The 25946-nt window shown below is 69.2% G+C and carries 21 protein-coding genes; 7 read left to right on the top strand and 14 right to left on the bottom strand.

Annotated features, from left to right (window positions below):
• Positions 1-25: 25 nt before the first annotated feature.
• The 3 genes from ACLJRL_RS27330 to ACLJRL_RS27340 form a co-directional block, all read right to left on the bottom strand.
• Complete coding sequence (locus ACLJRL_RS27330) at positions 26-1537, bottom strand: CHAD domain-containing protein (RefSeq protein WP_410659154.1); 1512 nt, start codon at positions 1535-1537, stop codon at positions 26-28.
• 66 nt (positions 1538-1603) lie between these two features.
• A complete protein-coding gene (locus ACLJRL_RS27335; RefSeq protein ID WP_410659155.1) occupies positions 1604-2461 on the bottom strand; it encodes a helix-turn-helix domain-containing protein in 858 nt (285 codons plus the stop codon).
• Between the two features lie 178 nt (positions 2462-2639).
• Complete coding sequence (locus tag ACLJRL_RS27340) at positions 2640-3368, bottom strand: TioE family transcriptional regulator (RefSeq protein WP_410659156.1); 729 nt, start codon at positions 3366-3368, stop codon at positions 2640-2642.
• Between the two features lie 83 nt (positions 3369-3451).
• Here ACLJRL_RS27340 and ACLJRL_RS27345 point away from each other — a divergent pair, with 83 nt between their 5' ends.
• Complete coding sequence (locus ACLJRL_RS27345; protein ID WP_410659157.1) at positions 3452-4582, top strand: erythromycin esterase family protein; 1131 nt, start codon at positions 3452-3454, stop codon at positions 4580-4582.
• A gap of 187 nt (positions 4583-4769) precedes the next feature.
• Here ACLJRL_RS27345 and ACLJRL_RS27350 read toward each other — a convergent pair whose 3' ends face one another.
• Positions 4770-7721: a tetratricopeptide repeat protein gene (locus tag ACLJRL_RS27350; RefSeq protein ID WP_410659158.1), complete on the bottom strand. Its 2952-nt coding sequence runs from the start codon at positions 7719-7721 to the stop codon at positions 4770-4772.
• Positions 7722-7805: 84 nt separating this feature from the next.
• Positions 7806-8525 carry a DJ-1/PfpI family protein gene (locus ACLJRL_RS27355; RefSeq protein ID WP_410659159.1) on the bottom strand — a complete coding sequence of 240 codons (720 nt, stop codon included), beginning with the start codon at positions 8523-8525 and terminating at the stop codon, positions 7806-7808.
• A gap of 98 nt (positions 8526-8623) precedes the next feature.
• Between ACLJRL_RS27355 and ACLJRL_RS27360 the strand changes: the two genes are divergently transcribed.
• Together ACLJRL_RS27360 and ACLJRL_RS27365 are read left to right on the top strand one after the other, a co-directional pair.
• Positions 8624-9601 carry a GlxA family transcriptional regulator gene (locus tag ACLJRL_RS27360; RefSeq protein ID WP_410659160.1) on the top strand — a complete coding sequence of 326 codons (978 nt, stop codon included), beginning with the start codon at positions 8624-8626 and terminating at the stop codon, positions 9599-9601.
• Between the two features lie 42 nt (positions 9602-9643).
• Positions 9644-11101, top strand: a complete 1458-nt coding sequence (locus ACLJRL_RS27365; protein WP_410659161.1) for a YibE/F family protein — start codon at positions 9644-9646, stop codon at positions 11099-11101.
• 223 nt (positions 11102-11324) lie between these two features.
• Here the strand turns inward: ACLJRL_RS27365 and ACLJRL_RS27370 are convergent, their stop codons facing one another.
• Positions 11325-11981 carry a hypothetical protein gene (locus ACLJRL_RS27370; protein ID WP_410659352.1) on the bottom strand — a complete coding sequence of 219 codons (657 nt, stop codon included), beginning with the start codon at positions 11979-11981 and terminating at the stop codon, positions 11325-11327.
• A gap of 5 nt (positions 11982-11986) precedes the next feature.
• Positions 11987-12595 carry an MBL fold metallo-hydrolase gene (locus tag ACLJRL_RS27375; RefSeq protein WP_410659162.1) on the bottom strand — a complete coding sequence of 203 codons (609 nt, stop codon included), beginning with the start codon at positions 12593-12595 and terminating at the stop codon, positions 11987-11989.
• 157 nt (positions 12596-12752) lie between these two features.
• Here ACLJRL_RS27375 and ACLJRL_RS27380 point away from each other — a divergent pair, with 157 nt between their 5' ends.
• From ACLJRL_RS27380 to ACLJRL_RS27390, 3 genes are all read left to right on the top strand, one after another.
• Positions 12753-13607 carry a peptidylprolyl isomerase gene (locus ACLJRL_RS27380; protein WP_410659163.1) on the top strand — a complete coding sequence of 285 codons (855 nt, stop codon included), beginning with the start codon at positions 12753-12755 and terminating at the stop codon, positions 13605-13607.
• A gap of 1 nt (position 13608) precedes the next feature.
• Positions 13609-14394, top strand: a complete 786-nt coding sequence (locus tag ACLJRL_RS27385; protein ID WP_410659164.1) for an aminotransferase class IV family protein — start codon at positions 13609-13611, stop codon at positions 14392-14394.
• A gap of 100 nt (positions 14395-14494) precedes the next feature.
• The gene (locus ACLJRL_RS27390; RefSeq protein WP_410659165.1) at positions 14495-15325 is read left to right on the top strand and encodes a LysM peptidoglycan-binding domain-containing protein; all 831 of its coding nucleotides are present in this window, start codon (positions 14495-14497) and stop codon (positions 15323-15325) included.
• A gap of 23 nt (positions 15326-15348) precedes the next feature.
• On the opposite strand, the gene ACLJRL_RS27395 is transcribed toward ACLJRL_RS27390, so the two are convergent.
• Entirely contained in the window at positions 15349-16128 is a 780-nt protein-coding gene (locus ACLJRL_RS27395; RefSeq protein WP_410659166.1) for an enoyl-CoA hydratase/isomerase family protein, read from the bottom strand.
• Between the two features lie 138 nt (positions 16129-16266).
• On the opposite strand from ACLJRL_RS27395, the gene ACLJRL_RS27400 reads away from it, so the two are divergent.
• Positions 16267-18123 (top strand): PPC domain-containing protein, encoded by a 1857-nt coding sequence (locus ACLJRL_RS27400; RefSeq protein WP_410659167.1) that lies wholly within the window; start codon positions 16267-16269, stop codon positions 18121-18123.
• Here the strand turns inward: ACLJRL_RS27400 and ACLJRL_RS27405 are convergent.
• From ACLJRL_RS27405 to ruvB, 6 genes are all read right to left on the bottom strand, one after another.
• Entirely contained in the window at positions 18120-20459 is a 2340-nt protein-coding gene (locus tag ACLJRL_RS27405; protein ID WP_410659168.1) for a RelA/SpoT family protein, read from the bottom strand. The two genes, ACLJRL_RS27400 and ACLJRL_RS27405, sit on opposite strands and share 4 nt — an antisense overlap.
• 78 nt (positions 20460-20537) lie before the next feature.
• Positions 20538-21056 (bottom strand): adenine phosphoribosyltransferase, encoded by a 519-nt coding sequence (locus ACLJRL_RS27410; RefSeq protein WP_410659169.1) that lies wholly within the window; start codon positions 21054-21056, stop codon positions 20538-20540.
• A 109-nt stretch (positions 21057-21165) separates the two neighbouring features.
• A complete protein-coding gene (gene secF, locus ACLJRL_RS27415; protein ID WP_410659170.1) occupies positions 21166-22371 on the bottom strand; it encodes a protein translocase subunit SecF in 1206 nt (401 codons plus the stop codon).
• Complete coding sequence (gene secD, locus ACLJRL_RS27420; RefSeq protein ID WP_410659171.1) at positions 22368-24077, bottom strand: protein translocase subunit SecD; 1710 nt, start codon at positions 24075-24077, stop codon at positions 22368-22370. Before secD ends, secF begins: the two co-directional genes overlap by 4 nt.
• Before the next feature lie 232 nt (positions 24078-24309).
• Positions 24310-24720, bottom strand: coding sequence for a preprotein translocase subunit YajC (yajC, locus tag ACLJRL_RS27425; protein WP_410659172.1), 411 nt, complete (start codon positions 24718-24720; stop codon positions 24310-24312).
• 145 nt (positions 24721-24865) lie between these two features.
• Positions 24866-25942: a Holliday junction branch migration DNA helicase RuvB gene (ruvB, locus tag ACLJRL_RS27430; RefSeq protein ID WP_410659173.1), complete on the bottom strand. Its 1077-nt coding sequence runs from the start codon at positions 25940-25942 to the stop codon at positions 24866-24868.
• Positions 25943-25946 lie beyond the last annotated feature (4 nt).

Genomic DNA, 25946 nt, shown 5'->3' on the forward strand with positions numbered 1-25946 from the left:
GGCGAGAGGTCAACCCCACACTCCCTCAGTTGAGCCATTTCGGACGGGAATCTTTACGTACGACACGCCATTCAGCGAGGAAGCGGCGATGTGCCGTCTCGGCGGTGGCGGTCGAACGTCCGTACAGCAGACCGTAGGTGAAAGCGTTTTCGGTCTCCGCGTAGGCGCGGAGCCCGAGGAGCCGCAGGACCTCCCGGGTGACCACGACGTCGTGGTGTGTACCGAGCGTGGTTTGTACCGCCTTGACGTTCTTTCGCCATTTTCGAAGCTTCTTCCCGGCCACCGGCCGGACCGTCTCCGCGGCGTACCGGGCGCGCTTGGCCTTCTTGCGCACCTCGTGCAACGCGGCGTCCTGTTCGGCTCCCGGTTCCAGTTCACTCGCGACCGCGACGGCCTCGCGCAGCTTCCGGTCCGAACGCGCCACCGCCTTCCGCAGCTCCTTCTTCCCGTCCTTGATCTTCCCTGGTTTGCCGGCCAGCTTTTCCAGTGCCCGCAACAGATCCGTGTACCGCTTGCTGTCGAGTGCCCGGATCGCCTGTACCTTCGCTTCCTCGGCCTCGCGGGCGAAATGCCGTGTCATCAACTGCTCGACGCCACCCAGCACCAGTTCCGGCGGCAACGCCTTGACCTCGTCGTGCAGCCGCTCGGCCATCACCTCGGTGTCCCGCGCCGGCCCGAGTTCACCACCCAGCCAACGAAGTTCGACCGCGAGTTCGTTCGCGACGTCGCCGTCGAGCGAACGCCGGAACGTCCGCAACGCACTCCGCAGCCGACGGCTGGCGACGCGCATCTGGTGCACGGAGTCCTCGACGTCCCGGCGCACGCCGATATCGTTGCGGCGCAAGGCATCCAACTGGGCACCGAAGTAGTCCGCCAGTACCGAACCGGACGCGGTTCCGCTCGAAGGCACCAGGTTGTCGGTGAGACGACGGAGCTTCGAGGGCCACCTCGACCGTTCCGCGCCCGCCTTCACGACGGCCTCGTCCAGGCTGTCGAGCAGTGCGGGATCGACACCGGGCGAAAGCTCGATCTCGAGCTCCCGCCAGGTGTCGAGATGCGCCTGCTCCCCGCCGGCCTCACCGGTGACGACGTCGTCCGTGAGGGTCGCGAGTTCCCGGCCCTGCGCGTCGAGAAGGGCGTACGAGGTCCGCTCGGTGCGCAGATGCGCGGCCTGGACCAGCTTCCTGCCGAGGGTGTGCGCGCGGACCAGGTTCGCCAGGGCGCCCGGCACCTTGTCCGGCTTGCCCGCCGGCGGGAGGCGGAGTTCCTCGCGCCTGTCCTCGGAGACCGGGATCTTGAGGTGCCAGCCCTCGTCGCTCCCGCCGAGCCGCCGCCGCAGCGTGATACCGGCCTGCGCGAGCCGGAAGTCGCGGGTGTCGAAGTACGTGGCGTCGAGGATGTCCACCCGCGGTTCGGCCTGGCTCGTCACCGGTCCCGCCGGGACCAGCGCCGGAATCGGCCGATCGGCCGCCAGGTCGTACTTCCGCTCGATCTCGGCTTCGGCGACCGGGGCACCGTCCTGCGTCTTCGTCACCACGAACTCCTTCAACTCGGCTACAGGAAGGGTTACCCCGGGAAGAGGCCGCGGGAAACCCCGATCCTGTCACTCGTCCATCCGGTCGTACCGGTCCGCCCATTCGGCGAGCAGCTGTCGCGACTTCTCCTCGGACAGGGTATCGCTTTCCAGGCGTGCGATCAGCGAATAATACGCCTCGACCGCGACCCGGTCGTCGATGAACACCCCCGCCGCATACGAATCCGAGTACACCACCGCGGGATGCTCCGAGAATTCCATGATGGTGAACGCATTCTCGATGGTTCTACTCACCTCGTTCGTTTCCGGGACGATCCGGATGGAGCAATAGGGCAGATTCGCCGAAAGCACCAGATGCAGCACCTGCTCGTGCATGATCCGCGGACTCCCGATCACCGAACGCAGCGCGCGCTCGTGGACGTAGAACCGACACTTCGGCGGACGGTCCCGCTGCAGCAGCAGGCGCCGGTTCATCCGGGCGTCCACGACCTGGTCCAGTTGCGCCTTGCCGCGGTTGCCGATCAGCTCGTAGGTGGTGCGGGCGTAGGGCTCGGTCTGCAGGAGTTCCGGGAGCGTCAGCGACTCGTACCGGACCACGGAGTCGGCGAGATTCTCTTGGATCATCAGGGATTTCATCGGATCGACGAGCTCGTCGAAGTACGGCCGCACCCAGTAGAGGTCGTTGCCGGGCTGGGTCAGTTCCAGCAGCAGTTCGCGCTCGGGTTCCGCCTCGCCGCAGGTGGCGAGGTACAGCGCCGCGTCCACCACGGACAACTCCCGCAGCCCCTGTTCCCACCTCGTGACCTTGCTCTGCAACCAGCCGTTACGGCGGCTGACGTCGGCTCCGCTGAAGTGCCTGCGCTGTCGGAACGCCTTCATGCGGTGGCCCAGTTCACGGGTCCGCGCCGTCGAATCCTTCTCAACCATGCGGGCCAAACTAGAACCGAACTCCGGCCGCGCAGTGACTGCCACGCGGTAATTCACCTCAACTGCTGATAACTTGCGCTCGCGCATTCCTCACGAAGGCTACTTCGCTTGCGAAGCTGCTTCGCAAGCGAAGCGTTTCTTAACCATATATCGAAAGAACGAAAAAGCGGTAATGATTTCAGGAGAGCAATTCTCGCGAAGCAGGCCGTAAGCTCAGGTACTCGCTGAGCCGCGCGGCCGCGGTGAGCATCGCGAGCCCCTGCGCGCTCAGCTTCCGCTGCCAGTCCTCGAGTGCCCTGGCCAGCTCCTCCGTGCCACCGGCCGTCCTCACCTGGCGCACCACCGTCGCGACGTGATCCAGCAGGTAGCCACCTCGCCGGAGAAGGTGGGCGAGTTCGGCGTCGCGGACGTCGCTCGCGCCGTACACGCGGTATCCGGTGGCCGGATCCCGGGCCGGGGTGAGGATCCCGGCGGATTCCCAGTTCCGCAACGTCGCCTGCGTGACGTCGAGCAGGTGCGCGAGTTCGCCGATGCTCCGCGGGCCGGGGTGCGCCGGCCGCTCGGGGGCGCCGTCCGGGGCCGCAGTCAGGTCGTTCACCGCTTTCCGCACCGCGACAAGGGTTTCCCGGTCGCGCAACAACCGGTGATGGCCTCGGTCGATGGTCAGCAGGGCGTCCTCGATCCCGCCTTCGGTGAGTCCGGCCATGATCCGGCCCGCCACCGAGTGCCCATACGCCGGGATGAGCGCGAGAAAGGCACGCAACGCCGTCACGTGCACCTCGGTATAGACGCGGTACCCGCTGGGCGTGCGCTCCGCCGGAGGGATGAACCCGTCCCGCTCATAGTTACGGACCGCCTGGGCCGAGATACCGTGCTCCCGAGCGAGGTCGGCCGGTCGTAGGTTCATCACCGTTTGAGACTTCACCCCACTTCTTCCAGGTTAAAGCCAGCCAAGTTTCAACTGTTATATCAACGATACGCTTGAATCCCATGAGTCAAGACATCCGAGACTTCGTGACCGCCTCCTGCGACCTGCTGGCACTCGGCGAGCCGACCCATCAGGTACCGGCCTTCGCCCAGGTCCGCAACGAACTCTTCGCCCAGCTGGTCGACCGCGGCTTCCGGTCGATCGCCCTCGAGACCGATCGCGTCGCGGCACTCACCGCGAACGACTTCGTCCGAGAGGGCGTGGGAACCCTCGACACCGCCATGAGCGAAGGCTTCACGCACGACTTCGGCGCCCTGGACGGCAATCGGCAGCTGATCACCTGGATGCGCGAGTACAACGAGAACCGCCCGGCCGCGGAACGGCTGACGTTCCACGGTTTCGACCTCCAGACCGAGAACACCTCCGCCCCCAGCCCGCGGCCCTATCTCGAGTACGCCCGCGACTATCTGGGGCTCGACGTCGACATCGCGGGCCTCATCGGCGACGACGAACGCTGGAGCCGCGAGGAAGCCGTCCTCGATCCGGCGAAGTCGCCCGGCGCCACCGCCGAGGCGTACCGGCTGCGCGCGATCGCGACCGACCTGCTCGCCGCGCTCCGCAGCCAGGAAAGGGAACTGGCCGCGTCGACCTCCGACGCCGCCTGGTCCAGGGCGGAGGTCCACCTCATGGCCGGGATCGACCTGCTGCGCTACCACCGGCAGTGCGCCGAGCCCTTGGAGCTGAGCGGGCGGCTCCACCTCCTGCTCACCACCAGGGACGCGGTCATGGCACGCAATCTGCTGGACATCCGCGCCGCCGAAGCCGGCCGCGGCGGGACCCTGGTCTTCGCCCACAACCTCCACCTGAAGCCGCACCCGAGCACCATGGAGGTCGGCGGGACGGAGATCACCTGGCTGCCCGCGGGCGCGCTGGTGGGGCCGCTGCTGGGCGACGGATACGCCTTCATCGCGAGCAGTCTCGGTCGCAGTGAGGCCATCGCGCTGGAAGAACCCGAGGCGAACACCTACGAAGGGTTCCTCCAGAAGCACATCACCACCGACTGGGGCCTGACGCCGGCCACCGCGATCCCGACGGCCGACATCCGGACCGACCCCACTCCGATGCAGGGCTACTTCCCGCTCGACCGGACGATCCTCGACACCGCGGACGGGATCCTGCACGTCACCGGCTAGCCGGTCTGCGGCACCGCCGGTCGAGCCGGGTGACGCCTCCAGCCCTCGGAAGGCGTCACCCGGCCACGAGTACGCGCCGTCACCCCCAGTCCCGCATCCGGGACGGCGCGAAGTCCGCTCTTGACCAAGACTCAACCCGCCACCCCCATAACTTCGCCAAACTCGGCGGGCGGCGATCCCCGGAGGGCTAGGCCGGCGTCGCGCCGAAACGGATCTTCGTCAACGCTTCACGAGTCCGTTCCCGCTGTGGCCTGCCGCGTTCGACGGCGGAAAGGTCCTGGAGCGCACGCAGTTCCCACACCGGGAATCCCAGTTCGCGGAACAGTCCGGCGGCGGTGCGGAGACCTTCGGCGGCCTCGGTCGCGATGCCCTCGGCCGCCCGGAGCCGCCCGAGGCTGAGCAGGGCGTAGCCGCCGCCCCGGCGATCACCGAGCGCACGGAACGTGCCCATCGCGAGTCCCAGATGTTCCGACGCCCTGGCCGGTTCGCCCGCCAGACGCAGGGACTCACCGAGGCTTCGGTGCGTGTACGCGGCGGCGTGCCGGTGTCCGACGCGGTCGAACAACTCCAGCGACCGCGAAAGGCACCGTTCACTCTCTCCCGCGTCGCCCGCTTCGCCGTGAAGGTCGCCCAGGCTGCGTAGAACGTGGGCCTCCCAGTGGTGTTCGCGCGAACTCCGGGTCCCGGTGAGGGCGCTCATCAGCAGCTCACCCGCCTCGTCCGGCCTGCCGTTCCGGCGCAGGACGTCGGCGTAGCGTTTGGCGGACCGGTCGTGCTGCCGCCCGTCCTCGCAGTGGAGCGAAAGCAGCAGGCTCGCCTCGAAACACTCCTTCGCCCGCCGGAAATCGCCGAGGTCGTCCCAGAGCGAACCGAACTGGGCCGATGCCATCGCCTGACCGGCGAGGTCACCGCAATCCCGCAGCAGATCCAGCGCCTCCCGCAACGCGTCGACCGCCGACCGGGTCCGGCCGGAGTCCGCGTCGACGTCGGCGATCGCGACCAGCGCGGAGCCGGTGCCCTGGTGATCGCCCGACGAACGGAACCGGGCTTCGGCCAGCGCGAAACACGTCCTCGCTCGCGCCAGATCCCCCGAGTCGGCATGGGAACGGCCGAGTTTGAGCAGCTTCGCCGCCTCCGCGGGCAGATCGAGCCGGGCGCGGACGACGTCGAACCCCAGCAGCGCCACCGTGCCGCCTTTCCGGGGGCCGACGAGATCGCTGTAGGCATCGGCGAGGCGTCCGGTCAGTTCGGTCCAGCCGTAACCGCTGGCGGTCCGGACGGCCAGCGCCAGGTTCGCGGTCTCCGCGTCGCGCCAGCCGATCGGGTCGGCCGCGACGCGGTCCAAGGCCGAGGCGGGGGCATCACTGCGGCGGGCCGGGGGGTATTCCGCGTCGAGGGCGGCGGACGCGTGTTCGGCCAACGCGGCCGTGACCGTCAGCGCGCGGCGGACGGCGGCGGAGTCCGGCGGCTCCCGCAGCGCGAGGCGGACGAGCCCGGGCAACCGGTAGCGGGGGAAGCCGGAGTGATCCGGTTCGGTGTGGAGAAGGTGGTCGTCCACCAGTTCGTCGAGCAGGCCACGGGCCGCTCGCGGCGACCCGCCGAGCAGTGCGATCCCGAACCAGTCGGCGAATTCGGCGACACCCGGAAAACCCAGTAGCCGCAACGAGTTCCGCTGCCGTGGCGTCAGCTCGGCGAGGGCTTCGCCGAGGACGGGGCGGACGGCGAGGTCACCGGCGGCGAGTTCGTCGAGACGCAGGCGCTCGTTCTCCAGCCGCGTGGCGAACTCGCCGATGCCCAGCCTCGGCCGCTGCAGCAGTTTCATCCCGGCGGCCCGGACCGCGAGCGCGAGACCGTCGCAGCAGGCCAGCAGGCGGCGGACGGCGTCGGGTTCGGCGGCGGGCCGGTCCTCACCGGCGATCGCGCCGAGCAGCACCCGGGATTCGGCGATGGACAGCTCGCCGACCTCGACCGGTCTGGCACCGACGAGCCCCGCGAGCCGCCGCCGGGTCGTGATGATCGTCGCGCAGCCTGGGCCGGTCGGCAGCAGTGGCCGTACTTCGGCTTCGGACCGGGCGTTCTCGAGGAGCACCAGCAGCCGCCGGTCCGCGGTCTGGCTCCGCCAAAGAGAGAGCAGCCCGGCCCGGTCGCGCGGGAGTTCCGCGTCGGCCAGGCCGAGCGCGCGGAGAAACCCGGTGAGCACGTCGCCGGGTTCGCGCAGGTCCGCCACGAGCTGCCCGTCCGGGAACCGCTTGCGCGAGCGCCACGCCGCCTGCACGGCCAGCACGCTCTTCCCCGCACCCGCCGCGCCGTGCAGGACGACCGGACCGGAACTCCGCAGAGCGCGGCCGACCTCCGCCAGTTCCGCGGCACGGCCGGTGAAATCCGGGATCGCCGCGGGAAGACGACAGGGTGCGCCACCGGACGACCATCCCGTTCCGGCGATCCGGCGATGCACCGCGAGCAGGTCCGGGCCCGGCGAAACACCGTTCTGCTCCCAGAGCGCGCGGCGGCACCGGCCGAGGATCTCGAGGGCGGCGTCGCGGCGGCCGAGGCCGTGGAGAGCCTCGGCCAGCCACCCGGCAAGCCGTTCGTCCGTCGGGCGGGCGGCCGTCTCCGGGCCGAGCCGGTCGGCGACCGCCTTGTGGTCACCAGCCGCGAGTTCCAGTTCCACGAGCCTGCCGAGAGCGGCGCACCGGCGGTCTTCCAGCCACAGTTTGTGCGCGTCCATCAGCGGACCGGCCGGGACGTCCGAGAACGCCCGGCCACGCCAGAGTCCCAGCGCCCGGACCAAGGACGCCCTGCTCTCGTTCCCCGAGGCCACGAGACCGAGGAACTCGCGGACGTCCAGTTCGCCGTCCGCTACGGCCAGCCGGTAGCCGCCCGGCCCGGAGCGCAGCCGCTGCTCGGCGTCGTCCACCGGCAATCCCGGTGACAACGCCTTGCGCAGCTTGGAAACCGCCACCTGGACGACCGCGGCGGCGCTCGGCGGCGGACCCTGCGGCCAGAGTTCGTCCACGAGGATGTCCCGGTGGACGAACTCGTTCGGCCGGGCGAGGAGCACCGCGAGCACCCGCCGGGGCTGAGCTGCCGACGGCAGCGGGACGGAGGCCACGAGCGGGCCGAGCACCTTGAACTCCACGGACCACCTATCACCTGGACGGGTGACGAGAATCTAACCCGGGGAGGTCTCTCGGCTACCGCTTCTCACCCGGATGGCCGCCCCTCATCCCCCGGTGTGCGCAAGCAGCTTGTCCCGCAGGGCGGGCTCGCCCGAAAGCGCCTCGCTCAACGTGAGGTCCAGAAGCGGCTTGACGTCCTTGTAGGGCGGGTTCGACCAGTCGAGCGGGCCGAGCGGCGGTGCCGGGTCGTACTCGACGACGAACTGGATCGTCCGCGCCACCTCGGCACCGGCGAGCCGCTCGACCAGATGCAGCGCGAGGTCGATCCCCGCCGACACCCCGGCGGCGGTGATCACGTTCCCGTCCACGACCCAGCGTTCGGCGACCGGTTCCGCGCCGAACGCGCGCAGCAGGTCGCGGAACATCCAGTGCGTCGTGGCCCGGCGGCCCTCCAGCAATCCGGCCTGTCCCAGCACCAGCGAACCCGTGCACACCGACGTCACCAGTTCCGCGCTCGCGGCGGCCTTCCGCACGTAGCCGACCAGCTTCTCGTCGGCGAGTGCCTTGAACGTCGGCGCGGCGCCGCCCGGTACGAGCAGCGCGTACGGCGAAGGGACTTCTTCGAAGGTGTGGCTCGCCGCGATCCTCAGCGGGTTGTCCGTGGCGATCGGGTCCGTCGTCTCGCCGACCACGACCGTCCGGTACCCCGGAACCGAGGTCGCCATGCCGTCCAGCACGGTCAGCGGGCCGAGCATGTCGAGCGGGGTCATCCCGGGGTACACCACGAACGCGATGGTCTTCTTGTCGTCTGGGTTCTCAACCATGAGGCAACGATGTCCGAGCCGGGGCGACGACAGGAGCCGGATGTCCGGATTCCTGCGAACAACGTCCCACGGACAGGTGAGACTGCTAGCGTTCGATCATGCCGGGTTCACCCAGAAGAGTGTTGATCGTCGGGTACGCGCATGCTGAGATGCTCGACATCGCCGGTCCGGCGGACGTCCTGGACGTGGCGACCAAACTCGGCGGAAAGCCCGGGTACGACATCATGCTCGCCAGCGTCGACGGCCGGGGCATCCGCTGCGAATCCGGTCTCACCCTGCAGGCCCAGTACCGGCTCGACCAGGTGACCGGCTCGCTGGACACACTGATCATCTCGGGCGGCACCGGGCACGAAGCGGCCGCCGACGATCCGCGGATCGTCTCCCACATCCGCCGGCTCGCGCAGGACAGCCGCCGCGTCGCCTCGGTGTGCACCGGCGCGACCGTGCTCGCCGCGTGCGGACTGCTCAACGGGCGCCGCGCCACCACCCACTGGCGGTTCGCGAACCGGCTCGCCACGAACTACCCGCAGGTGAACGTCGACCCGGTGCCGCTGTACATCCGCGACGGCAACGTCTACACGGCGGCCGGGGTGACCAGCGGGATCGATCTCACCCTCGCGTTCGTCGAGGAGGACCACGGCCCGAGCCTCGCCAGGGAGGTCGCCCGCATGCTGGTGACCTATCTCCAGCGGCCTGGGAACCAGGCTCAGGTGAGCATGTTCCTCTCCGGGCCGCCGCCGGATAACCGGCTGGTCCGCGACATCACCGCGTACGTCTCCGAGCATCTCGCCGGCGACCTCAGCACCACCGTGCTCGCCGACCGGGCCGGGATCAGCACCCGGCAGCTGACCAGACTGTTCGACGCGCACCTGAGCACGACACCGAGCCGGTACGTGCGGGCGGCGAGGACCGAGACCGCCGCGAAACTGTTGTGCGGCACGGAACTCCCGCTCGCCTCGATCGCCAGGCGGTGCGGCTTCGGCTCGACCGAGACCCTGCGCCAGGCCTTCCTCGACCATTTCGACACCCCGCCGTCGGCCTACCGCCGCGTGCACCTGCGCCAGGCTTTCGGCTAGGCCCGGTGAGCGGGTCCGGCACCCGCTGTGGAGGATGTCCGGGTGAACCGCCGCGACATCTCCGACGACGACACCGGCCCGATTCGCCGGGTTACGGACACCCCGTCCGATCGCTCGTCCGGAACGTCCCGTTCGCCGCGCCGGACCCCGCCCGAAGGCACCCGCCGCACGCGGCCCCGGCCTCCGTCCGAGTCGCGGTCCGAACCCGAGCCCAAGGCCGAGCCCCGGCCCGGCAGGCGTCGCGCGGCCGAGCCGAAACCGGAACCGAAGCCCGAACCGACGGCTGAGCCGGCCGGCCACGGACACGGCCATTCGCACGGCCACGGGCCGGCGTCGCCCGCCTCCCGCCGTGTCCGGCTGCTGCTGATCTGGCTGCTCGTCCCGCTCGCCGTCGCGACCGTGGCCGCCATGATCGTGCTCTACCCGTGGGGCAAGGATCCGGCGAAAAGTGTGTTCCCCCAAGGAACTCCGGTGAACGCCACGATCACCACGACGATCACCGGCCCGTGTCTCGCCGAGGGCCAGGTCCAGGTCGGCGAGCCGTCGCCGGACGCGAAACCGTGCCTCACCACCGAACTGACGATGACCGACGGCCCCGGTGTCGGTAAGCCGTTGAAGCTGACCGTCCCGATCGAGCCGAGCACGCCGCGGTTCGCCACCGGTGACGAGGTGGTGCTGTCCTACAACGGCGGCGACGTCGCGAATTCGACGTCGTTCCAGATCGTCGACTTCCAGCGCGGTACCCCGTTGCTGCTGCTCGCCGGGCTGTTCGCGCTCGCGGTGATCGTGCTGGGCCGCTGGCGGGGCCTCGCCGCGCTGGTCGCGCTCGGGCTGAGTTTCCTGGTGCTGGCGCTGTTCGTCCTGCCGTCGATCCTCGCCGGGGAAAGTCCGCTGCTGGTGGCGATCGCGGGCGCGGGCGCGATCATGTTCATCGCGCTGTACCTGACGCACGGGCTGTCCGCGAGAACCTCGGTGGCGGTACTGGGCACGCTGGTGAGCCTGGTCCTGATCGGGGTGCTGTCGGCGATCTTCTCGGCCGCCTCGTCGCTGACCGGGCTGGACGACAGCACTTCGCAGCTGATCGGCTCGCTCGGGCACGGGATCGACGCGCGGGGCCTGCTGCTGGCCGGTGTCGTGATCGGCGCGCTCGGTGTGCTCGACGACGTCACGGTCACGCAGACGAGCGCGGTGTGGGAGCTTCGGCGGGCGAACCCGGCTCTCGGCTGGCGTGAGCTCTACGGCGCCGGGCTGCGGATCGGGCGGGACCACGTCGGGTCGGCGGTCAACACGCTCGTCATGGCGTACGCGGGCGCGGCGCTGCCGGTGCTGCTGTACACGTCGCTTTCGGGCGTCGGGCTCGGCTCGATCCTCGGGGCGGAGGAGATCGCGCAGGAGATCGTGCGGACGCTGGCCGGAAGCGTCGGGATCGTCGCGGCGGTGCCGGTGACGACCGCGCTGGCCGCGCTCATCGCCTCGCGGGAGCCTCAAGAGTCCCTGTAGTCACAAGCGCCTCAAAGCGCGAGCCCGCCTCGCGATCACGGGCCGGAGTCGGGGGCGAGTTACCGGAGATCGTCTACCAGCTCGAGGAGATCAAAGCGCGGCTGGAAGCTGGAAACCGGAGGCGGCGCCGGTGCCCCCTGAAGTGTCATGAAAGGGTCTTTCAGGACACATTTTGTCCTGAAAGACCCTTTCATGACACACGTGAAGACAAGCCGCTACGGCCTCAGTCCAGAGTCGCCACGAAGCGGCTGACCGCTTCCATCGTGAACCGCTGGATGTACTTCCCCGCCGGGGCGGCCGACGCCAGCCGGTACAGCGGCCGTTCCGCCGCCGCGTCCCCGCGCGCCTCCGACTTCAGCTGCGCCACCAGCAGTTCCGAGAACACGAGGCCGTTCGCCTCGGTGTTGTTCAGCAGCGCGTTCGCCAGTTTCCGCAGTTGCAGGATGCCGAGTTCCCGCCCGCCCGCGCCCGAATAGACGGCCAGGTCGACCTTCGCCACCTTGCGGCGCTTGCCCGCGTTGACCAGGAGGCTGACCGTCCTCGTCCCGCGCACGTCGCTGATCACCAGGTCGATGCGCCCGGCCTCGGTCAGCTCGATCCGGCGCACTCCCCAGGTCCGCACGATGAGCGTGCCGCCTTCGAGCCAGACGCGGCGGCGCAGGTTGTAGAACATGATGTAGAGCAGCGGAAGCGCGATCACCGCGGCGACGACGAGCCCGGCGATCTCGCCGCCGATCAGGCCGGCGATCCCGCCGAACGCGGCCGCGAAGATCACGACACCGGCGATTCCGGAGCAGCCGCGACGCCGTCGGAGCTTCGGATCGTCGTGGAAGAGGGGAAGACGTTCGGGGGTTTCCGGCGTCCCGGTCGGCTCGGCCATTTCGCTCACGCCCCCGTCCCGGCCAGGAACGGGTTGCCCGCGCGCTCCTGGCCGATCGTGGTGGCGGGGCCGTGCCCCGGCAGGACGACGGTGTCATCGGGCAAGGTCATCACCTTGGCTCCCAAGGACTTCACCAGCTCGTCCCCGTCACCCGAAGACCGGCCGATCGAACCGGCGAACAGGCTGTCCCCGGTGAGCACGATCCGGCCGCCTTCTCCGGAGGTCAGCCCGAAGGCCACCGAACCGGCGGTGTGCCCCGGCGTGGCGGCCACCGTGATCTCCAGTCCGGCCAGCCGGAGCGGGCCCTGAACGAGTGGCACGATCCCGTCCTTCCATTCCCCGGCGTCCTCGGCCAGCAGTGGCCGGTCCGCCTCATGCAGATGAAGAGGTATCCCGTAGCGCGCACCGGCCTCGGCCGCCGAGGCGACGTGGTCCGGGTGGCCGTGCGTGGCGAGCATCGCGATCGGCGTCAGCCCGTGTTCGGCCAGAGCGGCCTCAAGCGGCACCAGGGCGTCCTCGCCGGGATCGACGATGACGCACTCCCCGCCGGTCGCCGGGGCGAGCAGATAGCAGTTGGCTTCGAGGGGGCCGGCCGCGAATCCGACAACCAGCACGAAACTCCTCCTCGTATCTATCCGCCGAACAGGTGACAGGATGGCCCTGATCACGATCAAGTAAGCCTAGCGGCCCCTGTACGGGGGCCTCACAGGCTGTGCCCATAGACTCCCCGCTACTCAGACGTGTGACATCGAGTGGAAACGGGGAGGGCGGGTGCCGACCAACCAGCAGCGCCGCGAAGCCGCGAAGCGCAAGCTCGAGCGACAGATCGTGCGAAGGGCCGAAAAGGTCAAACGCCGCAGGATCGTCGGCTCGGTGGCGGTCGTCGGCGTCGTCGCGATCGTGGCAGGCGCGGTGTGGTGGATCGTCAGCAGTAACAGTGGTGACGACGCCGCCGAAGCTTCTCCGAGCTCGGCTCCCCCGACCCCCGAGGTCACCATCCCCACCGAACGCGCGCCGATGCCCAAGCGGCCGACGCCGCTGGCGAACCCGGTGGCCTGTGACTACAAGGACGACGCGAGCAAGCAGGCGTCGAAGAAGGTGAACAAGCCGGAAGGCAAGGACGTCTCTTCCGGCGGCACCGTCAACGTCGTGCTGAAGAGCACCGCGGGCGACATCCCGCTGACGCTGGACCGGGCGCTCGCCCCGTGCGCCGTGCAGAGCTTCATCAGCCTGTCCCAGCAGGGCTATTTCAACGACACCAAGTGCCACCGGCTCGGCACCACCGGCCTGCAGATGCTGCAGTGCGGTGACCCCGAGGCCTCCGGCATGGGCGGCCCAGGCTACACGATGCCGGACGAGGCGTTCCCCGAGATCAAGTACGGCCGCGGCATTCTCGCGATGGCGAAGACGCAGCAGCCGAACTCGGGCGGCAGCCAGTTCTTCATGGTCTACGGCGAAGCCGAACTGCCCGCGGAGTACTCGGTCTTCGGCAGCATCTCCGACGACGGCCTGAAGGTGCTGGACAAGGTCGCCAAGGCGGGCGCCGACACCCAGGGCGGCACCGGCGACGGGACCGGCCCGCCGAAAACCGAGGTCAAGTTCACCGGGGTCACGGTCAACGCCTGACGTGACGTTCGAACTCAACGGCGCGCCCGCCCGGTCGGAAGACCTGGCGGGCGCGTTCGGTTACGGTCACTTCACCGCGATGCAGGTCCGCGACGGCAAGGTCCGTGGCCTGGACGTCCACCTGAACCGGCTCGTGACGAGCACACGGCGCATGTTCGCCAGCGAACTCGACACCGACGCCGTACTCGGCTACGTCCGCCACGCCATCCAGAGTGACGACGCGCTGTCCGTCCGGGTGCTGATCTTCTCCCGCGCGATGGACTGGTCCGATCCCGGCGCGCCCGCGGCACCCGACGTCCTCGTCCGGACCGGCCCGCCGAAGGAACACGAGCTGACGCCGCTGCGCCTGCGTTCCGTGCGCTACGAACGGGTGCTGCCCGAGGTCAAGCACGTCGGCACGTTCGGCTTGGTGCATCACGCGCGTGAGGCGATGCTGGCCGGCTACGACGACGCCCTGTTCGTCGACTACCAGGGCCGGGTCAGCGAAGCGTCGATCTGGAACGTCGGTTTCCTCGACGGCGGCACCGTGGTCTGGCCGCAGGCGCCGGTACTCGACGGCATCGCGCAGCAGCTGGTGCGCAAAGGCCTGGACCGCAACGGGATCCCGCAGGAGACCCGCGACGTCCGGCCGGCCGATCTCCCGAAGTTCAACGCCACGTTCCTGACCAACTCGGAGTCGGTCGGCTGGCCGGTCGCTTCCGTGGACGACGTCGAGCTGCCGTTCGCGCCGGAGACCACCCGGATCCTGACCGAGGCGTACGAGAGCAATCCCTGGGACGAAATCTAGATCGAACCGTCACCCGCCTCCGCGCGTGTAGTGAGTAGCCGTCTCCGGAAAGGGAGGACCCTTGGCTGCTCAACGGGTTCGAACCAGCTCCGCTTTCGCTGTGGCCTGCGCGGCCCCGATCGCCGCCGTTTTCCTCGGCGGCGCGGCCCACGCTCAGGAACAGCCGCCAGACGCGGTCGTCAAGTACTTCGTCGTCCCGTACTCGGCGAACCCCGACGAGAACACGCTGTTCCGGATAGCGGAGCAGACGTTGGGCGCGGGGGCGCGCTTCACGGAGATCTTCCGGCTCAACGAGGGCAGACCCCGGCCGGACGGCACGACCTTCACCAACCCGGCCTCGATCCAGCCGGGCCAGGTCCTGCAGCTCCCGGACGACGCCCGCGGCGCCGTCAACGGTCCGCTGCCCGCCGGGCAGACTCCCGCGCCGGCCGCCGCTCCCCCGCCCCAGCCCGCACAGACCACCGTCGCGACGACCACGGGCGCGACGTCCGGGAGCCTCGTGGCGTCATTGGCCACCGGGATCGGCGGAGCGCTGCTGGGCCTGCTCGGCGGGCTCCGGCTTCGCCGCGGCTGGATTCAGCGCTCGGCTTCCACCGGCTCCGAGGATCCGCCGACGGAGCCGATGATCAAGCCGGTCGAGCGGGACGAGGAGTACGCCCCCAGCACCGGGACCCTCGACCTGCCCGCCAGGCACCGGCTGGAAGAGACCGGCCCGATCCGGGACTGGTTCCCGCTGCCGAGGCCGCCCGACGAGCATTCGTACTTCTTCCTGAGCATGGCCGACACCCAGCTGATCGCGGCCATCCACCCGGATGCCCGGATCAACGTCACGGTGATGACCGCGCCCCTGCCGAAACCGGTGATCATCGACATGCCGAGCCGTACAGAGATCGTGAGCGGCAACGACGGTCCACCGCGTTTAGTCCTCTAATGGCGGTCTGCCGGTGGGTCGGGTCAGCGGTGGGTGAACTTCGGCGGGCGCCGCGCGAGGAACGCGGCCACACCCTCGGCGTAGTCCTCGCCGTGCAGGGCGCCGAGCCGGATCTCGTCCACCTCGGCGTCGGATTCCTGCTGTCCCGCGACGATCTTCTCGATGATGCGGTTCATCCCCCGCACCGACGCCTGTGAGCGCGAGGCCAGTGTCTCGGCGAACTTCGCCGTCGCGGCCTCCAGTTCGCCGGCCGGGAAGACGTCGTTGAGCAGGCCGATCTCCCGCGCCCGATACGCGTCGACGAGTTCGCCCGAGAGCAGGAAGTACTTCGCGTGCGCGGGCCCGACCAGTGAGACCAGCTGACGCGTCGAGGCGAAGTGGTAGACGATGCCGAGTTTCGCCGGCGTGATCCCGAATCGCGAGCCTTCCGCGGCGAACCGGAAATCGCAGGCGACCGAGATCTGGCAGCCGCCGCCGATGCAGTTCCCCTGGATCATCGCGACCGTCGGCTTCCGCAACGCGGTCAGCGCCGCCACGGCGCCTTCGACGGCCTTGTCGTAGGTCTCGGCCGCGTCGGCGGTGGACCGCAGCTCCTGGAACTCGCTGATATCCGCGCCCGCCGAGAAGTGGGCGCCCGCGCCGGTCAGCACGAGGACCTTGATCGCGGGGTCCGCCTCCACCTTCGCCACCACGTCCGGGATCGCCGACCACATCCCGTAGGTGATCGCGTTCATCTTCTCCGGCCTGGTGAACGTCAGCCGCGCGACATCGCCGTCGTGGGTGAACTCGAACCCGTCAGTCATGTCCGCACCCTAGGTGCGCGCCTCCAGGGGAACCAGCCGAATGTGGTCAAGACGGCCGAACGCGATCTCAACCGAAAGGCGGCTTGCAGCGCGTTCCCGATGTGGTTTTCTGGGCGTCCACGAGCTAGGGGGAACTCGATGGCGAAACGTGTGTCCGGAATTGTGGCGGCCTGTCTGATCGCCTCGCTCTCGTTGAGCGGGCAAGCCGGCGCGGCGGTGGTCACGCCGATCCAGCCCGATCCGCTGCTGATGTTCCCGCAGAGACTCGAGAAGACGGATTGGGCGGCGGTCTCTCGTGATCGCGCGGCGAAGACGCAGGCGCGATCACAAGCACAGGCCGCGCAGAACCCCTTGCCCTACCGGGAAAAAGAGCCATCCGGCACGAGCGGCGCCAACGACTCCCCCGCCAAGGCCGAGCACATCGCGGGGTTCGGCACCCCGCGCGGCAAGAACTCCAAGGTCAGGCTGACCGGCGATCTCAAACCGGACGGCACGATCCCCACGCTGCCGCCGTTCGCCGAGACCAACGACGCCGTCGGTCTCGCGAGCGACACCGGGGTCGGCGCGACCCGCAAGGCCGTCCGTACCAGCGGCACCATCGGCGACGGGCCGCACGGCAGTGCCGGGGACGGCACGGGTGACGCCGACTTCTACCGGGTGAGCGCGGCCGCCACGGCGACGACGTTCACCGCGCGGACGCTGACGCCGACCGGCGATCTCGACACCTTCCTCGCGCTCTACGACGCCGACGGCAACCTCTACCAGTTCAACGACAACGCGGGCGGCACCACCGACTCCTCGCTCACCTTCACGGTCGCGCCGGGCCGGGACTTCTACCTCCTGGTGGCCTCCGGTCCGTCCGGGCTCCCTGCCGACCCCAAAACGCCCGGCACCGGCAAGGGTGTCCTGACCGAAGGCGCGTACGACCTGGGGATCACCAGCGGCAAGAGCGGCGGCGACCTCGACTACTACTCGTTCGACCTGCGTGCCGGTGACGTCCTGGGCGCGTCCCTGGCCGGTGGCGGGACGCGGCTCGCGGTGTACGACCCGGCCGGGCGGGAGGTCTTCGGCTCGTCACAGGACTTGACGGTCATTTTCTCCACCGCCTCGCCGATGCCCGGCGGGGGCAACGCCGTCGTCGACTTCGTGGCGCCGAAGGACGGCCGCTACCGGCTCGGTGTCGAGGCGGGCGAGAACGCGTACGACATCAAGCTCGAAGCGTTCCGGCCGGGCACGGAGACGGCCCCGCGCGGCGGCGTCCACACGATCTTCCTGGACTTCGACGGGGCCAGGGTGAACACGTCGATCTACGGGACGGGCGGCGGTATCCGCGACCTCTCCCCGCTGTCCAGCTTCCTTCCGCGATGGGGCCTCACCGCCCGCGACGAGCGTGCGCTGATCGACGGCGTGATCGCGACGGTGCGGGAGAACCTCGAACGGGATCTGGCCGCGAAGGGCACCAACCCGAGATTCGCGCTGCGCGTCCTCAACAGCCGCGATCACGCCGACCCGTGGGGACAGCCGAACGTCAGCCGCGTCGTCGTCGGCGGCACCATCGCCGAGTCCGGCATCCCGACCATCGGCATCGCGCAGTCCATCGACGCCGGCAACTTCGGCAAGGAGGAGACCGCGCTGGTGCTGCTCGACGAGATCAGCTCGCCCGCCGGCCCCGCGTGGTCGCTGAACACCTACGTCGGGCCGGGGAGCGACAAGGTCGCGTTCGTCGGCCGCGCGGTCGGCAACATCACCAGCCACGAGGCCGGGCACATGTCGGGAAGCTGGCACACGAGCGGGGTCAACGACGTCCCCGGCATCATGGATCCCGGCGGGAACCCGGCCGTGATGTTCGCGGTCGGCCCCGACGGCCGCGGCGGCACCGCCGACGACCCGGATCTCGACCTGGTCGAGGAGGAGATCAGCCCGGCCGAGGGCTTCACCGGGATCGAAGACACCCTCAACCGCAGTGCCTGGGCCTTCGTCCGCGGAACCGGCTAGGCGGCTGAGGTGACCCGATACACGTCGTAGACGCCTTCGACGCCCCGCACCACCTTCAGCACGTGGCCGAGGTGTTTCGGGTCGCCCATCTCGAACGTGAACCGGCTGACCGCGACCCTGTCGCGCGACGTCGTCACCGACGCGGACAGGATGTTGACCTTCTCGTCCGCGAGGACCTTGGTCACGTCCGAGAGCAGGCGATGCCGGTCCAGCGCCTCGACCTGGATCGCGACGAGGAAGACCGAAGACGCCGAGGGCGCCCATTCGACCTCGACCAGCCGCTCGGGCTGCGCCCGCAGGTCGTCGGCGTTGGTGCAGTCGGTGCGGTGCACGCTGACGCCACCGCCGCGGGTGACGAAACCGAGGATCTCGTCGCCTGGCACCGGCGTGCAGCAGCGGGCGAGTTTGGCCCAGATGTCGCTGGCGCCCTTCACCACGACGCCGACGTCGTTCGAGCCTCGGCGGCGGGTGACCGTGGACGGGGTGGCCCGCTCGGCGAGTTCCTCCTCCGCCTCGTCGACCCCGCCGATGAGCGCGACCAGCCGCTGCACGACGTGCTTCGCGCTGGTGTGGCCCTCGCCGACGGCCGCGTACAGCGAACTGATGTCGGGGTGGCGCAGTTCGGTGGCGACCGAGCCCATGGACTGGGCGGAGACCAGCCGCTGGATCGGGAGGCCGACCTTGCGGACCTCCTTGGTGATGGCCTCCTTGCCGCCTTCGATCGCCTCGTCGCGGCGTTCCTTGGCGAACCACTGCCGGATCTTCGCGCGCGCCTTGGGCGAACCGGCGAACTGCAGCCAGTCGCGGCTCGGGCCGGCGGTCTCGGCCTTCGAGGTGAAGATCTCGACGACCTCACCGTTCTCCAGCTTGCGTTCGAGCGCGACGAGCCTGCCGTTGACCCGGGCGCCGATGCAGCGGTGCCCGACCTCGGTGTGCACTGCGTAGGCGAAGTCGACCGGGGTCGACTCGACCGGCAGGGTGATCACGTCGCCCTTGGGCGTGAACACGAAAATCTCGCGCGACGCGAGTTCGTAGCGCAGTGATTCGAGGAAGTCGCCCGGGTCCGCGGCTTCACGCTGCCAGTCGAGTAGCTGGCGCATCCACGCCATCTCGTCGACGTCCACCGAATTGGCCCCGCCGGCGCCGTGGGTGCCCTTGGTCTCCTTGTACCGCCAGTGCGCGGCGATGCCGTACTCGGCGGTGCGGTGCATCTCGTACGTGCGGATCTGGACCTCTAGCGGTTTGCCGTCCGGGCCGATCACCGTGGTGTGCAGCGACTGGTAGACGCTGAAGCGCGGCTGCGCGATGTAGTCCTTGAACCGGCCGGGGACCGGCTGCCACAGCGCGTGGACGACGCCCATCGCGGCGTAGCAGTCACGGACGTCCTCGACGAGGATCCGCACGCCCACCAGGTCGTGGATGTCGTCGAGGTCGCGGCCGCGGACGATCATCTTCTGGTGGATCGAGTAGTAGTGCTTCGGACGGCCTTCGACCTTGGCGGTGATCCGGGAGCCTTCGAGGTTGCTGGTCAGCTCGATGATCACGGAACGCAGGTAGGTGTCCCGCGAGGGCGCGCGATCGGCGACCAGCCGGACGATCTCGTCGTACTTCTTCGGCTGCAGGATGGCGAAGGCCAGGTCCTCCAGCTCCCACTTGACGGTGGCCATGCCGAGCCGGTGCGCCAGCGGGGCGAGGACCTCCAGGGTCTCGCGCGCCTTTCGGGCCTGCTTCTCCGGCGGCAGGAAGCGCATCGTGCGCATGTTGTGCAGCCGGTCGGCCAGCTTGATGACCAGCACCCGCGGGTCGCGCGCCATCGCGATGACCATCTTGCGGATGGTCTCGGCCTCGGCGGCCGTGCCGAGTTTGACCTTGTCCAGTTTGGTGACGCCGTCGACCAGTTCGCCGACCTTCTCACCGAAGTCGGCCTTCAGGCTCTCCAGTGAGAATCCGGTGTCTTCGACGGTGTCGTGCAGCAGCGCGGCCACCAGCGTCGTGGTGTCCATGCCGAGCTCGGCGAGGATGGTCGCGACGGCGAGCGGATGCGTGATGTAGGGGTCGCCGGATTTGCGGCGCTGGTCCCGGTGGAGTTCCTCGGCGACGTCGTAGGCGCGTTGAAGCAGCGCCAGATCGGCGTTGGGATGCAACTCCCGGTGGATGACGGCGAGCGGTTCGAGGACCTGCTTGACCGGGGCGGCGCGCTGCGCGGTGATCCGGCGGGCGAGGCGGGCGCGGACACGGCGCGTCGCTGACGGCGTCGGAGCGGCGCCCTGTCGCGAACCACCGTTCTGCTCGGTGCCGTCCTTCGAGGACACCGCGGCATCGAGCTCTTGACTCACCCGCACCTCCTGCGCTTCGTGCGGCCTACGGACGTCAAGGGTAACCGCTCGTCCTCGCGGCACACTTGGCGCGCCCGATCAACACACCCGGAGGGCCTCCACAGAGAGTCCCCCCAGCACGGAACGGCCACCGAGCGCGGCGAGTTCCATGACCACCGAAACGCCGGTGACCTGCGCTTTCGCGTCTTCGAGCAGCTTGCACGTGGCCGCGACCGTACCGCCGGTCGCCAGCACGTCGTCCACGACCGCGACACGCTGACCGACCGTCACCACGCCTTCGGGCAGCTCGACCGTCGCCGTGCCGTACTCCAGCGTGTAATCGACGCGGCCCGCGACCCGCGGCAGCTTGCCGGGCTTCCGGATCAGCGCGACTCCGAGACCACGGGAGTAGCCGACGGCGGCGGCGAGCAGGAACCCACGCGCCTCCACGCCGGCCAGTAGTTCGGCTTCGGGGTCGATGGTGTCGGCCAAGGCGTCGGTGACGGCCTTGAATCCGGCGGCGTCGGCGAACAGCGGGCTCAGGTCCCGGAACAGCACGCCGGGTTCCGGGAAGTCCGGCACGTCGGCGATCAGGTCGAGTGCCTTGTCCAGATCCATGACTTCCCTGCTCTCGGCTTGGTGGGTTTCGTGACCGGTCGTTATGAAGGGGCCCAAATCATTGCAAAATTCGCAATGAGCGGGCCCCTTCTAAACGGCTCGAAACCGGTTACCTCTTGCGCTTGCCCGTCGGACGCCCCTTGTGCGCCTTCTGGTTCCTGGCCGGGACGCTCGCCGCGGCGGCGTACGCCCTCTCCTTGCGGAGTTCGGCCTCCAGCGCGTCGTCGTCGGTCGGATCGAAGTCGGCGTCGTCCCGCGCGGCCGCCTTGCGGGCCTGGCCGGCGCGCCGCGAAGCGACCCGCTCGGCCTGCTGACGGAACTTCGGGTCGCGCATCTTCAGGTCCACCAGCAGCGGGGTGGCCAGCGCGACCGAAGACAGCACGCCGACCACGGTGCCGGTGAGCTGCACCAGCGCGAGGTCCTGCAGTGTGCCGGACCCGAGCAGGATGTAGCCGACCACGAGCAGGCCGAGGATCGGCAGCATCGCGATCAGGGCGGTGTTGAACGACCGCATCAGCGTCTGGTTCAGCGCCAGGTTGGCCGCCTCGCCGAAGGTGCGGCGGGTGAGCCCGAGCAGGCCGCGGGTGTTCTCGCGGACCTTGTCGAACACCACCACCGTGTCGTAGAGCGAGAATCCGAGAATGGTCAGCAGACCGATCACCGTCGCCGGCGTGACCTCGAAGCCGATCAGCGAGTACACACCCGCCGTCACCACGATGTCGTGCAGCAGCGAGATCAGTGCCGCGGCCGCCATCCGGGTGTCGAAGTACAGCGCCAGGAACAGTGTGACCGCCAGGAGGAACACCCCGAGCGCGATCAGCGCCTGCCTCGAGATCTCCCCGCCCCAGGACGCGCTCACCGCGCTGTCACTGATCGCCTGGACACTCGGCTGCCCGTTGGTCCCGATCGGGCCCAGTTCCCGGAACAGCGCCTGCTTGATCTTGCCGACCTCGGCCGCGTCCAGGGTGTCCGAACGCAGCTGGATGGTCGACGAGACGCCGCTGCCGACCTTCTGTGCCTCGTCGGCGGGCCGGCCCAGAGCGTCGGCGAAGACGTCCTTGGCCTGCTGCTCGGAGATCTGGCCGTTCTTGCCGTTGGACGGCATCTGGATCTGGGTTCCACCTTCGAAGTCGATACCGAAGTTGAAGCCCTTGATCCCCATCGACAGGATGCACAACAGCACCAGCCCGCCGAAGAAGATGTACCAGCGCTTGCGCTTTCCGACCACGTCGAACGCGCCGGTTCCCACGTACAGGCGGCGGAAAACGCTCTCGCGCTTGCCCGCGGTGGTGTTCTGGTCGTCGACCACGGTCACGCCTCCTTGACGTTCGGGCGACCGGGGGCGGGGCGAGCCGCCTTGCGCTCCGAACCCAGCTGCTGCACGGCGCCGAGGCCGAGGTTCTTGGGGTTGGACAGGAACTTCGACTTGGACCGGGACACCATCGCGACCAGCGGGTGCGTCACGAGGTAGACCACGACGAGGTCGAGGACCGTCGACATGCCGAGAGTGAACGCGAAGCCCTTCACGTCACCGACGGCCAGCCAGTAGAGGATCGCCGCGGCCAGGAAGCTGACCGCGTCCGACGCCAGAATCGTGCGCTGGGCACGGGACCAGCCGCGCGGAACCGCGGAGCGGAATGTCCTGCCTTCGCGGATCTCGTCCTTTAGTCGCTCGAAGTAAATGACGAACGAGTCCGCGGTGATACCGATCGCGATGATCAGACCCGCCACGCCGGCGAGGTCGAGGGTGTACCCGATCCACCGCCCCAGCAACACCAACACCGCGTAGACGATCGCGAACGACAAGCCGAGCGACAGGATCGTCAGCACGCCGAGAAGCCGGTAATAGAACAGGCAGTAGATGAAGACGATCAGCAGGCCGATACCGCCGGCGAGCAGGCCCGCCTGCAGCGAGGCGAGACCCAGCGTCGCGGACACCGTGGTCGCGTCCGAGGACTCGAACGACAGCGGCAGCGAGCCGTACTTCAGCACGTCCGCCAGGTCTTTCGCCTCGCTCTGGCTGAACCGGCCGGTGATCTGGGTCTGGCCGCCGAGGATCGCGGACTGGATGGTCGGCGCGGAGACGACCTGCGTGTCGAGGACGAACGCGGCCTGCTTCTGGGTGTTCTTCGAGGTGAAGTCGCCCCAGATGCGGGAACCCTCGCTCTTGAAGTTGAGGTTGACGACCCACTGCGAGTTCTGGGTGTCGTAGGCCGAAGAGGCGTCGGAGATCTCCGTACCGGGGAGGAACTCCGGCTCCAGCAGGTACTTCATGGTGTTCTTGTCACCACAGGCGACCAGCGGCCGGTCCGTCAGGTCGTTGCCGACCAGCGGGTCCGAAACGTTCGCGGCGCAGTTGAGCGACGCGAAGGCCTTCTCGGCGGCGGCGGTGAGCTTCGCCTGGTCCGTCGACATCAGATCGGGGTTCTGCCGGACGCTCCGGGCTTCCTCGATCTCCTTCTTGGTCTTCTCGTCCGACGACTCGTCCGGCTGCTGCTGCGGCGCTGCGGCGGCGCCACCGCCGCCGTTGGCCGGGCTGCTCAGCGGAGCGCTCGAAGCGCCCGGGGCACCCGACGACGCCGGCGGGGCGGACGAAGGCGCGCCGGAGGCCGGCGGGGTCGACGGCTGCGGAACCGGGGTCACCGGCTGCGACGTCACGACCTTGCGGAAGCCCAGCTTCGCGGTCTTGCCCAGGGCCTTGGCCTGGTCGCCCTGCTCACCGGGAACGGTGATGACGACGTTGCTGCCGTCGAGGATCACCTCGGTGCCGCCGACACCGATGCCGTTGACCCGGCGCTCGATGATCGAGCGGGCCTGTTCGAGGGACTCTCGCGGAGGGTCGCCGCCGTCGGGACTACGGGCGGACAGGGTGACCCTCGTGCCGCCTTGCAGATCGATGCCGAGCTTCGGCGTCGGCTTGCCGCTACCGGTGAAGAACACCAGGGCGTACAGCGCCACCACGATCAGGGCGAAGAAGGCGAGATAGCGTCCCGGGCGGAGATGCCCGGCCGGTGCGGCCACTGTGCTTCGGTCTCCTCGAACGGACTGGGTTTTCCCCAATGGACTTGGCTGTTCACACGCCGGGCGGGAGCCCCGCGGTACTGCGAACACGCCTTGACGACCGTGCCCGGTGAACGGGCACGACTATGACGACGGACACGCACGCAGCACCGAGACAGTACTCGGTGCTGCGTGAGCCCGGCGTTGACCCCACACCTACGAAAGTCTGGTGTCGGGGATGGCCTTACAGGCGCTACTTCTTGCCGTGCTCCAGCGGAGGAGCGATCTGCGCGCCTGCCTTCTCCTCGACGCGCTCGTCGTCCTTCGACTCCACGACCACCGTCTCCTCGACGGCCTCATCGGCGTCAGAGGTGTCGGTGGCGTCCTCGTCCGACTCGACGACCGGCTCGATCTTCTCGCGCACGGCCTGACGCAGCCACGTGCTGATCTGGCCGGGGGTGACCTCGAGGTCGATCGTGGTGTCGGCGGAGGCATCCGCGACGGTCGCGTAGAGACCGGAGGTGGTCATCACCCGGTCACCGGGAGCGAGGCTCGCGAGCAGCTCCTGCTGCTTTGCCGCCGCCTTCTTCTGCTTACGGGTGCCCATGACGAGCGGAATCGCCACAACGAGCATCAGGAGCAGCGGCAGCAATAACTGATTCATGACTCTCCAATTCGAGCGGACGCCGCGCGGTGCGCTGTTATGTCCGATTTGGCGGGGTGTGCTCTTCCCGAGTGTGCCAGGTGCCAGCGGAAACTCCACCACCACCCGTCGCCACTGTGGGCCCCGTACCGCGTGAACGGTCCGGTCAGTCCTCGTCGAACAGGGTCGGGCCGCCCTGGTCGCCGCGTGTGAGACCGGCCGGGGCCGGCAGGCCGAGGTGTTCCCAAGCGGCCGCTGTGGCGACCCGGCCGCGAGGAGTGCGGGCGAGCATACCGGCGCGGACCAGGTAAGGCTCACACACCTCTTCCACGGTGGTCGGTTCCTCCCCCACCGCGACGGCCAGTGTCGACACGCCGACCGGGCCACCGCCGAAGGACCGCACCAATGCCGTCAGCACCGCGCGGTCCAGCCTGTCGAGGCCCAGTTCGTCGACGTCGTAGACCTCCAGCGCCGCCCGCACGACCTTGCGAGTGGCGTGCCCGTCCGCCCGGACCTCGGCGTAGTCGCGCACCCGGCGCAGCAGCCGGTTCGCGATCCGGGGCGTGCCCCGCGAACGGCGCGCGATCTCGGCGGAGCCGTCGCGGTCGATGGGGATCTCGAGGATCGTCGCCGCTCGACGGACGACGAGTTCGAGTTCGGCGTCGGAGTAGAACTCCATCTGGCCGGTGAACCCGAACCGGTCGCGCAGCGGACCGGTCAGCGAACCGGATCTGGTGGTCGCCCCGACCAGGGTGAACGGGGCGATCTCCAGCGGGATGCTGGTCGCGCCGGGCCCCTTGCCGACCACGACGTCGACGCGGAAGTCCTCCATCGCGAGGTACAGCATCTCCTCGGCGGGGCGGGCGATGCGGTGGATTTCGTCGATGAACAGGACGTCGCCGGGCGCCAGGTTGGACAGCATCGCGGCGAGGTCGCCCGCCCGTTCCAGCGCCGGACCCGAAGTGATCCGGATGGCGGCGTTGAGTTCGGCCGCGACGATCATCGCCAAACTCGTCTTGCCCAGCCCGGGCGGGCCGGAAAACAGGACGTGGTCCGGCGGGACCCCCCGGCGCCGCGCGCTCTCCAGGACGAGTTCCAGCTGCTCACGCACCCGTGGCTGGCCGACGAACTCGTCCAGCTTGTGCGGGCGCAGCGTGGTCTCGACCTCGCGTTCGCCGTTCTGCGACAACGCCGAAAGCGTCTCGTCTTCGGCGTCGAACTCCGTCACTGCCTCATAGTCCATGGGG

This window comes from Amycolatopsis sp. lyj-112 (assembly GCF_046549055.1).
Lineage (GTDB): Bacteria > Actinomycetota > Actinomycetes > Mycobacteriales > Pseudonocardiaceae > Amycolatopsis.